At 61.3% G+C, this 12,283-nt stretch carries 12 protein-coding genes; 3 read left to right on the top strand and 9 right to left on the bottom strand.

Annotated features, from left to right (window positions below):
* Positions 1-84: 84 nt before the first annotated feature.
* Complete coding sequence (locus tag I6E73_RS14155) at positions 85-1,311, bottom strand: benzoate/H(+) symporter BenE family transporter (RefSeq protein ID WP_197126632.1); 1,227 nt, start codon at positions 1,309-1,311, stop codon at positions 85-87.
* Between the two features lie 48 nt (positions 1,312-1,359).
* Complete coding sequence (locus tag I6E73_RS14150) at positions 1,360-2,277, bottom strand: NADP-dependent oxidoreductase (RefSeq protein ID WP_197126550.1); 918 nt, start codon at positions 2,275-2,277, stop codon at positions 1,360-1,362.
* A gap of 101 nt (positions 2,278-2,378) precedes the next feature.
* On the opposite strand from I6E73_RS14150, the gene I6E73_RS14145 reads away from it, so the two are divergent.
* Positions 2,379-2,987 (top strand): HdeD family acid-resistance protein, encoded by a 609-nt coding sequence (locus tag I6E73_RS14145; RefSeq protein WP_197126548.1) that lies wholly within the window; start codon positions 2,379-2,381, stop codon positions 2,985-2,987.
* 215 nt (positions 2,988-3,202) lie between these two features.
* Here I6E73_RS14145 and rpsO read toward each other — a convergent pair whose 3' ends face one another.
* Positions 3,203-3,472, bottom strand: coding sequence for a 30S ribosomal protein S15 (gene rpsO, locus I6E73_RS14140; RefSeq protein WP_009771894.1), 270 nt, complete (start codon positions 3,470-3,472; stop codon positions 3,203-3,205).
* A gap of 118 nt (positions 3,473-3,590) precedes the next feature.
* Positions 3,591-4,424, bottom strand: a complete 834-nt coding sequence (locus I6E73_RS14135; RefSeq protein WP_197108791.1) for a hypothetical protein — start codon at positions 4,422-4,424, stop codon at positions 3,591-3,593.
* Between the two features lie 94 nt (positions 4,425-4,518).
* On the opposite strand from I6E73_RS14135, the gene I6E73_RS14130 reads away from it, so the two are divergent.
* Positions 4,519-5,700: a MarP family serine protease gene (locus tag I6E73_RS14130; protein WP_197108799.1), complete on the top strand. Its 1,182-nt coding sequence runs from the start codon at positions 4,519-4,521 to the stop codon at positions 5,698-5,700.
* A gap of 96 nt (positions 5,701-5,796) precedes the next feature.
* Here the strand turns inward: I6E73_RS14130 and I6E73_RS14125 are convergent, their stop codons facing one another.
* The 5 genes from I6E73_RS14125 to I6E73_RS14105 form a co-directional block, all read right to left on the bottom strand.
* Positions 5,797-6,474 carry a hypothetical protein gene (locus tag I6E73_RS14125; protein ID WP_197126546.1) on the bottom strand — a complete coding sequence of 226 codons (678 nt, stop codon included), beginning with the start codon at positions 6,472-6,474 and terminating at the stop codon, positions 5,797-5,799.
* Entirely contained in the window at positions 6,471-7,133 is a 663-nt protein-coding gene (locus tag I6E73_RS14120) for a lysoplasmalogenase family protein (RefSeq protein WP_197108803.1), read from the bottom strand. The genes I6E73_RS14125 and I6E73_RS14120 overlap by 4 nt, the downstream gene beginning before the upstream one ends.
* Before the next feature lie 19 nt (positions 7,134-7,152).
* Positions 7,153-7,617, bottom strand: coding sequence for a VanZ family protein (locus I6E73_RS14115; protein ID WP_197108805.1), 465 nt, complete (start codon positions 7,615-7,617; stop codon positions 7,153-7,155).
* 43 nt (positions 7,618-7,660) lie between these two features.
* Positions 7,661-8,458, bottom strand: a complete 798-nt coding sequence (locus I6E73_RS14110; RefSeq protein WP_307784327.1) for a nuclease-related domain-containing protein — start codon at positions 8,456-8,458, stop codon at positions 7,661-7,663.
* 218 nt (positions 8,459-8,676) lie between these two features.
* Positions 8,677-10,965, bottom strand: a complete 2,289-nt coding sequence (locus I6E73_RS14105; protein ID WP_197126544.1) for a UvrD-helicase domain-containing protein — start codon at positions 10,963-10,965, stop codon at positions 8,677-8,679.
* Between the two features lie 240 nt (positions 10,966-11,205).
* Between I6E73_RS14105 and I6E73_RS14100 the strand changes: the two genes are divergently transcribed.
* Complete coding sequence (locus tag I6E73_RS14100; protein ID WP_197126542.1) at positions 11,206-12,282, top strand: hypothetical protein; 1,077 nt, start codon at positions 11,206-11,208, stop codon at positions 12,280-12,282.
* Position 12,283 lies beyond the last annotated feature (1 nt).

Below are 12,283 nucleotides of genomic sequence, written 5' to 3'. Positions count from 1 at the left end.
TCCTCTCATGGTCGGGCGTAAATCGCCTTACATGGAGTACTTCCGGCTGAACCCCTGTTTTGGATGCAGCAATCTCAAAAAACTTTAACGTTTCTTTTCTGGGGCGGTCGGCTCGGCGCCCTCCGGAGTTGATTCTCGGCCAGCGGGCGCGATTGCCGGAGCCTTTTTTCGGCGCCAACCGAGCCACGCCATGATGACCGCTCCCCCGATGAGCGCCCAGAACGCGGAGCCGATTCCGATCACGGTGATGCCCGACGCGGCAACGAGGAAGGTGGCGATGGCCGCGATGCGGTGCTCGGGAGCATCCAGAGCCGTGCGCACCGAGGTGATGAGAGCACCGATGACCGCGAGCCCCGCAATGGCAACAACGACGATCGGAGGCGCTACCGAGACGAGCGCTGTGGCGAAGCCAGCGGCCAGCCCGATCACGACGTAGGTTGCCCCAGCGGACACCGATGCGATCCACCGCCGCTTCGGGTCATCGTGCGCCTCCTCGCTTGCCGTGAGCGCTGCCGTGATGGCAGCCAAATTGAGAGCGTGGCCTCCGAAGAATGCGCTCGCCGCCGATGCTGCGCCCGTGGCGGTGAGTGCTGGACCCGCAGGAACGGCGTAGCCATACGTGCGCATCACCGTGAAGCCAGGCACGTTCTGGCCCGCCATCGTCACGATGAACAGCGGAATGCCGAGGCTCACGATCAGAATCGGATCGAAGACAGGAACGACGGGAGTGAGCTGCGGCACGACGGCGGCATCCCCCAATAAACTGCCCTCGGTCGTGAGCGCGATCGCGACAATCGCCGCCACGAGCGCGCCGGGAACAGCCCAGCGCGGCGCCACCCTCAACAGGATCAGCCACACCACGACCATCGGTAGCCCCAGCAACGGGTAGTCAACCGAAGCCGTGATCGGAGCAAGACAAATGGGAAACAGGATGCCCGCGAGCATCGCACTCGCGATCGGCTGCGGAATGCGAGTGATGAGGCGGCCGAGTGGCGGCACGAGGCCACACACCATGATGAGCACCCCACACACAATGAACGCGCCAACAGCCGCCTGAAACTCGACATCGCCCTGCGCCGCGACGATCAGCAGCGCTGCTCCCGGAGTCGACCACGCCACCGTGATCGGCATCCGGTACCGCCAGGCCAAACCGATCGTGACTAGCCCCATCATCACGGTCAGAATCAGCAGACCGGATGCCGCTTGCGCGTCACTAGCGCCGACGGCCTGGAGCCCAGCAACAACGAGGGTAAACGACGAAGCGAAACCGGCGATGCCCGCAATGATGCCGGTGGTGAGGAGCTGGAAAATAGTGGTTGTCGCTCTCTGCGCAGGGACGTGGCTAGGCCAGGTGGTGCGCTAGAGCGCGAGAACGATCTTTCCGCGGGAGTGACCCTCGAGGAGCTTCGTGTAGGCCTCAGAAACCTGCTCAAACGGGAAGACCGAATCAATCGGCACCTGCACGGAGCCGTCAGCAACCAGCGCGGCGAGCGCCGCGAGGTCGTCGGGGGTCGCACCGGCGGCACCGATACCCGATGTACCGTATTCGGAAATGGCGGCGTAGTCGGCGATCGTGTTAATGCGGTGGGCTGGTGATCCAAGCGCAAGCGCAGCATCCACGGTTTCGCGGCCGTTGTTGTCGAGAGCCGCGGTGATGCCCTCGGGACTAATCTCCAGAATCCGTTCGACCATGCCCTCGCCGTAACGAACCGGATGGATGCCGAGAGAACGCAAGAACTCGTGGTTCGATTCGCTGGCGGAGCCAATGACTTTCGCACCCTTGAGCATGGCAAGCTGAGCGGCAATAACGCCGACACCGCCCGCTGCTGCGCTCACCAAGACGGTATCGGCGGGTGTCAGATCGATTGCTTCGACACTCGCCCACGCGGTGCGCCCGACAATGTCGAGGCCACCGGCCTGTTCCCAACTGAGATCGCTGGGCTTTCGGACGAGCTTGTCGGCGGGAACGACAACGAAATCAGCTTGACCGCTGAAGCCCTTGCCACCGAGAACGTCATCCCCGACGGCCCATCGATCAACTCCAGTGCCAATCTCGTCAACGACACCGGCAAAATCGTTGCCGTTGCCACTCGGAAACTGCACATCTTGAGGAGCAGCCGTTGCTGCACCCCTGAAAACCTTCGAGTCAAAGGGATTGATGCCGGCGAACTTCACCCGCACTCGCACCTCACCTTCGCCCGCATGAGGTTCAGAGACTTCGGAAATCGTGAGCACTTCAGGCCCACCGAGCTGAGAATAAGTAACACGACGCGACATGGTTCGAGCCTAATGGGTGCGTCGCAGTTGCACACCGGGGCAATCGAACTGGGAGAATGAGAGAGTAAGGCACCACTTGACAACTCTGGATAAGGACCCTCATGAGCTCGTCTGACAGCACGACACCGCCAACCACTTCGGTGAATGATCTTCTTCCCGGCTTGCTGCGCGTGCACCGTGGTCAACTCATGGCGGTGGCCGTCATCGGACTCGTCCTGGGAGTGATCGGCCTGCTGTTCCCCGGCGCCACGTTGCTCACCATCGCGGTGCTCTTCGGTATCTACCTCATTGCCTCCGGCATGTACCGCGTCACCGCAGCCTTCGTTGCCAACAACCTCGACTCCCCGATGCGCTGGACGACCGGCCTCCTGGGACTCCTCGTCGTCATTGCCGGCATCCTGTGCCTTGCCAACCCCTTCCAGTCACTCATCGCACTCGCGCTCGTCATCGGAATCGGTTGGATTCTCGAAGGGATCGTTGACCTCGTCGGCGGCGTTCGCGGCACCATCCACCCCCGCTGGTTTGGCTGGGTTAGTGGAATCGTCTCGATGGCCGCTGGTGTTGCCATGTTCGTGCTTCCCGCTGCGGGCGTTTTCTCGCTCGTCGCGATCGGCGCGATCCTCATGATCGCCGTGAGCCTCACCACCCTGCTGACGCTGCCGCGCAAGCCCAAGACCGACGCAGAAAGCGCCACAGCCACCACCGCCTAGGGAGCACTCTCGACCGACCGAATGGGGTCGGGCTAACCGCACGGTTCGCCCGACCCCATTCCGTTTAAACGGTGCAGCTCATTACTGACGAAACTCGCACGGGGTCCAGCCGCTACGCAGTGCAGCTCATTCGTCGGACCGCACTACCTCTGCAGGAAACAACAAAGGCCGCCATCGCATTGCGATGACGGCCTTTGGCAAGTGTGACGAATCGACTAGCGACGCAGTCCCAGCTTCTCGATCAGCGTACGGTAACGCGTGATGTCAACGTTCTGCAGGTAACCCAGCAGACGGCGACGCTGACCAACAAGAAGAAGCAGTCCACGACGTGAGTGGTGGTCGTGCTTGTGCATCTTGAGGTGCTCCGTGAGGTCGAGGATGCGACGAGTCATCATCGCGATCTGGACCTCGGGGGATCCCGTGTCACCTGGGTGGGTTGCGTATTCTTCGATGATCGCCTTCTTGATACTTGCTTCAAGTGCCATTAGGTAATCCCCTCTCTAGTCGTTGCGCGGTGCTCATAGCTGAATGCGCGAGCTCTCTTTATCCGCGGCCGTTAGACGGCAACCTTGAAAGCTTAGCAGAATGGATGCTCCGGCAGAACTATCCCGAGAAGAGCGCAAAGACAGCGGGAATCGCGAACGCCAGCATTGTGACGGTAGCCGCGAGGGCAACCGCTGCCCCGAAGACGATCCACAGCCGCGAGCGCCGGCGGGCGGCATCCACTTCTGTTCGCAATCGTTCGAATCGTGCCGTGAGTCGAACGCTCGCACCCGTGACGGCAGGGCGAACCTGCCAGCCCGCGAGGCGGCCAGCCACCGGCACGAGAGCCGCGACTTGAGCACGCGAATACACCGCTTCATGGCGGATCAACCAGCCGGCTAGCTCGCCGAGAGCAAGCACGGGTACCGGTGCTTTCGACCGGCCACGGATGAGATCGGATGCGCCGGTGAGCGCCACGATCGGCCGCACAGCGACATCGGCCGCGCCTCGTTGCACAAACTCTTCCGACAATTGCACCGCACGAGTTGTTGCATCGCGCACGTAGGCGGCACGGTGACCATTCACCAAAATCATGCGTCCCGCAGTGACAATTCTGTCCCCCGGATGCCGTCGGCTGCACACGATAAAGGCACCGGCCGGGCCTAACACCAGGTGGTCGGCGCCCACGCTCTGATCGTGATCGTCATCGGAGTGCGCGACCATCCAGTCGGATCCCAGCGCGGCAAGCGCCACTGCCGACTCCAGCTCGCCGACTCCGTGCTGGTACAGATCCTTCGCTTCCGGAGACAACGGGCTCGTTCCGCGAAGGGCCCGAAACCAGGTGCGTGGTTCATGATCAGCTTGCGCTCGGAGACATGCAGCCATCGCAGCGCCAAAGCCGCGATCGAGCGTTGGGGTCGCCGGAGCTTGGTCTTCGTGTGCTGACTCGCTCACCGGATCCCCCAACATCGTTCTGTCAGAGAATATCTGGCGTCTCGCTTTCGCCCAACTCGACACGTCACGCGCCGACGCAGTTTAGGCTGAGTCCATGAACGTGGCGCCCTTGCTCGATCTACTCCTCGTAGTAGTTCTGCTGGGGTATGTCATCTATGGCCTTGTCATCGGACTCACTCGCGGCATCTTTGTGATCGCAGGCGTTGGTGTCGGCATCTTTTTTGCCACGATGCTCGCCCCGGCAGCATCCCAGCTCGTCGCTCTCCCCCAGCTGCGGGCGATAGTTGCGATCTCTGTTGCCATCGGGCTTGTTGCCCTTGGCCACGCTGTGGGAGTTGCTGCGGGCAAAGCAATCCACGTAGAAATCCAGACCAGCGCCTTGCGTGGAGCCAACCGCGCGGTTGGTGGCCTGGTGATCGGCGTCGTTGCGGCCCTCGTGATCTCGACAGTGAGCTTCAGTGCTGCCCAACTTGGGCTGCCGGTTCTCTCGCGCACCATTGCCTCCTCTGCGGTCATCCGAACGATTCAAGACATCACCCCCGATGTCGTCGAAGCGAGCATCGCCCGCTGGCGAACAGTGCTCACCGAACAAGCTCTGCCCCTGCTCGGCTCCCCTCTCGGCGACCCCAATGCTCTGATCCCGACGATCGACTCCGACAGTCCAGCACTGGCGGCCGCTGCACAATCGGTCGTACGGATTACCGGAAACGCGTACGCCTGCGGTCAGGGTCAAACCGGCAGCGGGTTTGTCATCGCCCCTGAGCGTGTGATGACAAACGCGCACGTGATCTCGGGCACTACAGACCCCGTCGTGGAGGCGCTGAACGGTCAAGTGTTGCCTAGCACCATCGTGTACTTCGACTCCGTCAACGACCTCGCTGTACTCGCCGTTCCCGGATTGAGCCTCGATCCATTGCGCCTCGGCGTCACCGCTCGCCCCGGAACGAGCACGGCGATCCAGGGCTACCCCTACGGCGGTCCGTTCAGCACCCATGCCGCTCTCGTGCAGCACATCAGCACGTTTGAAAGTCCCGATATTTATGGGGATGGAGCTGCGCCGCGGGAGGTTTACACCCTCGCCGGTCAGGTAAATCCTGGCAATTCAGGCGGCCCGCTTCTCACCCTCGATGGAGAGTTCGTCGGCACCATTTTCGGCAGCAGCACCGAACAAAATAATGTCGGTTACGCTCTCACGCTGGATGCCGTTCAACCGGTAGTAGACAACGCTGCAGACCTGACGAGCACCGTTTCTAGCGGGGCGTGCATCGCGCGTTAGCCGGTGCCATCACGCCGCAGGAACTCGGCGACGGGTTAGAGAGCAACTCTCCGCCCACTCGTTACCGATTGATAGCTCTGCGAGGAGCACGGGCCGCTAGCGACCGAAAATTAGGTACTCCGGTGCATCCGGTGTTCCCGGGCACGTATCAATTGTCGATTCGCCGGCCGCGCTAAACGCAAACCATGACCAGTCATCGCCGAGTTTTTTGCCGATCGAGCGCGGAACAAGGAAGCGAACAGTGGAGCCATCAACTTCGGCGTCGTCAGTGTCGAGGCTGTCGCTGTCGTCGCGGTAGAGCTCATAGGCCGAGACCTCGTCGATTTCGCCATCATCCAACTCCACTAAGAATTGGTAGGCACGCTCACCGTCAGCAGTCTCCGCATAGATCCCGAGCTGGGATGAATTCTGATCGACCGGTGCTGTGAGAGAAAACTCGATCGCGACCTCCTCCCGGTCCGATTGCGCCACCAAAACCGACTCGATATCGAGCGACGCAACCTCACGCGTGAAATCGACACACTCGTTGCCACTCGATTCACCGGCAGGCGCAACCACGGTCGACTCAGGCTCCGGAGCGCGTGGTTCGAGCGATGGTGCGGACGAGGACGACGCGGCAACCGGAATCGCCGGCTCCTCGTTAGTCGATGCCGCCGCCAAGGTAACGACGACGGTCAAGACAACGGCGAAGACCACTAACAGAGCGACCCCGACGACCACAGGGACGACGGCGACGCGTCGGTTCACAGAAGGCTCGGAGGGCTCGGGAGTCACCCGGATACGCTAGCAGTGTTCCGCGAGCCTCTTCGTGCCGCAACAAAGCCAACCGCGATCAGAAGCTGACCACCGGTATAGAGCGTCATGATGAGAGCATCTGACTGCCACCACACCGCTGCTGGTGCAAAAAGTGCCCAGGCAAGCGCGGTGTCAGACGCCAAAAATAACACCGCTCCGGTTGCGATGAGCCGAGTGGTCGCGAACGCTGAGGCAGTGGATGCCGCCAACACGGCCCCGTAGGCCGCGAGTGGCACAAAAAATGACCCAAGGTCAGCCCGCAGCACGACGAGCAATCCCACCCACCACACGAGGAGGACTGCGGTAGCCCACGGAACTCGGCGGGAACGCACGGCCCTCAGGAACAGCACGAGGTACACCGCGTGGGCGGCGAGAAATGCCGCAAGCCCAATGATGAAGCTTGAGCTTGCGGCATCCGCTACAAAAATATCGCCGACCCAGGCCAGAGTGAGTGCACCGATAAAGGCGTAGTCGGGCCACCGAAACCCGCGCGCGGTCGCGAGAATGACCCCCACGCCGAGCGTCGGCATGAGGAGAAATTTGCTGGGGTTGGCCACTGCGTCCCAGCCCGCGAGAAGGCTCACGACGTGCACAATCGCCACCGCGACGTAGATCCCACACCATCGGAAGTTGACCACGCTCATAGCGTAGGGCGAATCACCGTTTTTGTGAATAATTATCGTAATTGGTCCGGCGTTGATGACGCCGGCGAGCGCGCTCGCGAGCCGCCGCCACGCTCAACGTCACCACGACGCCGATCGTGGCCCCCAGCGAATTCGACACAATGTCGCGCACGTCAGATACCCGAGAAGGAATGAACTGCTGCACCCATTCGATTCCCGACGTAAGAATGACGGCCAGACCGAGAGCGAGCCACCAGCGACGCTTACCCACCAACAGCACGAAGAACAACCCGAGCGGCACAAACAGCGCGATATTCGCGACGAACTCAAGATCGTTGAACGTCAGCCACTGCGTCGCCGGGAAACGATCAAGAAAGACAGCAAACTGCCACAGCGGACCATCGCGTTGGTCAGGGGCCTGCGGGCTCAACGTCAACCACGCCACAACGGCGAGATAACTGAACGTGGCAGCGCTCAGATAAGGGTGACGCCGAAACATCCACCAATCGTGCCCTATGAACGCTCAGAAAGTGCTCGACGCGCTAGGAACTCATGACAAGACGGGCCAATACCGACACGAGAACCCACACCGACAAGAAGGTGACGATGAGGGCCACAACGATCCACAAGAAACTTCGGAAGCTTGCAGCGCGAACATCATGATGGATGCGCACGAAAGCGCGCGTCAGATTCCGCGACTTCTGCGCCGCCTGTTGAGGATGCGGCCAGGTTGTTCCCGCTTCAGCCGCAGTCGAGATTGTGGCAACTTCATCCCCGGTGAACACTTCGGGCGCGCTGGCGAGCCATTGCTCTAGCTGCGTGGAGGTGAGGACATGGACGTCAGCGGGGGCGGCCAGTAGTGAAACTTTTACCGGCTCGACCATGACGAGCACAGGAATAACCTCGACCTCGTGACCGAGCGCTGCCGTCAACGCCGTAGCGACCGCACGAGCAGCGGTGCGCGACGCAACGATAGCGGTGCTGACCGCTCGGGTAACGACGAGTTCGTCACCGTTGACCGCGACATCGTCACCCTGGCAGTTCACGACGGTCACCGCGAAGATGCCGGCACGGCCAACCGCAAAGTGATCGAGAGAAGTTTCTCCAAGCGGAACCCCGTGGAGCACGTCCCAACTGTGCCCGAGCCGATCAAGGATTGAGCCGACGAGGAGCTCGCCGACCGCACCGCGATACTGCGCGCGGCTTTCTTTGGTCAACGGAGAGACGCCACACAAGCGCGCCACAAAACCTCGCGGCGCACGGCGCGATTGTGCCTCAACGACGGCAGCCATGGCTGACTGTCCGGCGATCCGGCCGCGAAGATCGATATTCTGCGGCACGCAGACCTCCAGCTCTCACATGCGTCTGAATGCATGCAGAAATACGTTGGGCCGGAGGCTCCCCCGCCTCCGGCCCGACTCGTGGCGAAGAATCGCTCCCGAGTGAAGGTTCCTCCCCCGAGGAATAACTTCTAGGTACATACTGCCGAACCTGTGAATCCGCCGAAACCCCCACTATTGGGCATACCCGAGTGGGGGTCAACTACTCAGACCACCCCTTATGACGGTTGCGGAATACCTTCAGGAAGGCCCTCAGCAGCCACGATGGCGAGCCGCTGAGTGGGTCGCGTCATGGCGACATACAGCGCCGCGGCACCCCGGGAAATCTCCTCCACGATCCGCTGTGGCTCCACCACAATGACCGAGTCGAACTCGAGTCCCTTCGACTCTTGTGGCGTCAGCACCGCGATGGGCCGATTGAGCCCCGCGGCACCCTCCCCGACCTCTCCGGCGAACGACTGCTGCAGGGCATCCACGATGGTTGCAGTCAAAGAATCGCTCACGATCACCGCAATGGTGCCGTCGTGGGAAATAGCACGGTCAGCTGTTACGACCGCGGAGACACTGGCTGCCAGCTGTTCGGGGGTCGAGACAGTGACCGCAACGGGCCACTCACTGTGACGAACCGCGCGCGATGGAGTGATCGAGACGTTGTGGGCAACCGCCACTGCCTCGGCAACCGCAACAATCTGCGACGGCGTGCGGTAGTTGACCGTGAGTTCCTCAAGACGCCAGTGGTCACCGATGTCGGCCGAGAGCGCCGCACCCCAGCTGGAGGTAGCTGCAGCAGCACTCGCCTGAGCGACGTCTCCGACAATCGTGAAGGACTTCAACGGATTGCGACGGGCCAGCAGTTTCCACTGCATGGGCGACAGCTCTTGAGCTTCATCAACGACGATGTGGCCGTATGTCCACGACCGGTCAGCGGATGCCAGCTCCGCCGTCGTTGACCGTTCGACACTCGCCTCGAAACCCTCAGCCAGCGTTTCCGCATCGATCATGCCGTCGACACCCATGTTGCGAATGGCCGCCGTAGCGTTCTCCACATCGCGTTTACGCTGCTGTTTGCGTTCGTGTTCCGCCGCGGTCTGGGCAACATCGACTTCACCGAGCAACTCGGCAGCTTCGTCGAGCAAGGCAACATCACTGATCGTGAACGGAACGTCCCGCTCGCGACGCAACAGTTCGCGCTGCTCGGGCGTCCAGTGCGGCGTGAGGCTCTGCAACCAACCAGGTCGGGCATAGAGGTCGTCAACGAGTTTTTGGGGCGTCAGTGGCATCCACGCCGTGTTGAGCGCCACCTTCACGTCGTGGGCGGTGCGAATGTCTTCCCGCAACCACTTCTGGTCTGCGTCATCAATCGTGTTGCCGTGAGCGCGCAACTGATTTGCGAGCAGACGGCTGATCCCCGCGATCGCTGCCTTGTTGAAAATCACCCGTGCAAGGTTGTGTGGTTTGTGAGAGTCCCACGCTTTTTGCATGGCGGAGCGCAGAAGTTCGGCAGGGACATCCAGGATCTCGCCGTTGATTTCGAGGCGCTGCGTCTCAGTCGGAACGACACGGCGCGAACGAACAGCACGCTTGATGAGAGCCGCCATTTCGCGCGAGCCCTTGAGCTGCGCCACCGCAGCGACATCATCGTGGCGCGCATCTTCGCCAGGGAACAGTTGCCCGAGGCTCGCCAACACAACGCCCGTTTCGCCGAGAGACGGCAGCACAGCTTCGATGTAACGCAAGAATGCGCGGGACGGTCCCACAATAAGCACACCGGATGCCGAAAGCCGTTCTCGATGCGAGTACAGCAAGAATGCAGCGCGATGCAGCGCGACCGCAGTTTTTCCGGTGCCAGGCCCACCCTGCACGACGAGCGCGCCGCGAAGTTCGGAGCGGATGATCGCATCCTGCTCAGCCTGAATCGTCGCGACAATGTCGCCCATACGACCGGTGCGCTCCGCGGTGAGACTCGCCATGAGGGCGGCTTCGCCCTGAAGCGATGCTGCATCGGTCTCGAGGAGTTCAGCGTCAAAAATCTCATCGTCAATGCGCACGATGTCTCGGCCCTTGCTCTGCAGATGCCGGCGGGCGCGGGCTCCTAGTGGCGTCGCGGCTGTGGCCTGATAAAACGCTCGGGCCTGAGGAACGCGCCAGTCGAGCAATAGCGAGCGCTGATCTTCGTCACGCAATCCGATGCGACCGATGTACCGCACCGGGCGTTCAACGGCGCTCTCGCTCTCGGCGTCAGTTTCAGTGCCGGCCTCTGTGTCAGTCTCGGCTTCGAGTTCAAGGCGCCCGAAGGCGAGCCGCTCATCGATTTCGCGCAACTGACCGATCCGGTCTTCGTAGATGCGGGCGAATGCGTCGCGCTCTGAGCGGTTTTGGTGGGTGCCACCTGGCGCACTCCGGCGCACTGATTCGAGCTGCTCCTGAGCCGCATCTCTCAGGGCGTCGAGCCGCCGGTAGAGGCCGTGGACATAGTCCCGCTCGCGTTCAAGCTCACTCGATGACATCAGCTGTCCTCTCCAAATTGCGACCTCCAATCGTACGCGCTTTTTGACTATGAATTCGCCGCTTAACCCTTGCGCTCAGCGAAACTCAGTGGCAATCTAAAAGCAGTTAAACTCATCGCCCTCCAGGTCGCAGGCAGTGCCGCACCGGCGGGCGATGAGTCTGTTAAAGGACAAAGACTGAGCAGATCACCCCCAAAGGGAGGCTGCAGCAGACAGCATCCCAGCCTCTACGATGGGCTGATGCTTCGCTCTATCGACTATTCCGGGTTGATCTATCCGGTGAACCCGCACGATGTCGCAGAGTTCAAGCGCAACCGCCGGGATCTCTTCGGGTATTCGCAAGTGCAGCTCATGGGCAAAGTTGTGCTCGTCGGCGTTGCCGTAGTGGTGTTCATATTCGTCGCCGGCGGGCCACTCATCGCGATTGCGACCCATAACTTTCGCACTGTAGCGGCCACAGGCAACATTGGCCCGTCCGTTCCTGCGCTGATCATCGGTGCTCTTGTCGTATCGATTGCGGGAGGCGCACTCTATTCGCTCGTGCGGGCGTGGCGCAAAAACGGCGGACCATGGCAACGTTTTTATCGGATGAACACATTTGCCGAAGACAACGAACTGGTCTTTTCGCCCCGTGATCGAGTGATCGACTATCCGGGGCTGATTTTCGATGAAGGCGGAAACCGTTCCATGCGCAACCGCTTTCGAAGCGTGAGCGGTCGAACCCTCGACTACGGAAACTACCGCTATACCACCGGTTCGGGAAAGAACAAGCGAACCCATGACTGGGGATTCTTGGCGTTCGAACTCGACCGCGCTCTGCCCCACATGGTCCTCGATGCCACCGGCAATAACCAGCTTTTCGGCGTAAGCAATCTCCCGCAATCGTTCGCGAAAAATCAGATCCTGAAGCTCGAGGGTGACTTCAATTCGCACTTCACGCTCTATTGCCCGCGCGAGTATGAACGCGACGCCCTGTACATTTTCACGCCCGACCTGATGGCGCTGCTGATCGACAACGCGGGAGCGTACGACGTGGAAGTCGTCGACAAGTGGCTACTGGTGTACTCCCCGAAACCGTTTGACCTTGTTGACCCGGCGCAGCACCGCCGCCTCCTCGGCATCGCCGACACCGTCGGCACAAAAACGGTGCGGCAATCCCGTCGCTATGCCGATGAAAAAATCGGCGATTACAGCGTCAACCTAGTGGCTCCCCGCGGTCAACGCCTCAGGGCCGGTATCCCCGCAACCACGCTCGTAATGGTCGCGCTCTTCGCGGTGGTGTGGGGCATCCCCTTCGTACTGGGGATGTTCAACTAAC

This window comes from Salinibacterium sp. SWN248 (assembly GCF_015864575.1).
In the GTDB taxonomy this organism is placed as follows: domain Bacteria; phylum Actinomycetota; class Actinomycetes; order Actinomycetales; family Microbacteriaceae; genus Rhodoglobus.
This window is presented reverse-complemented; position numbering and strand designations above follow the sequence as displayed.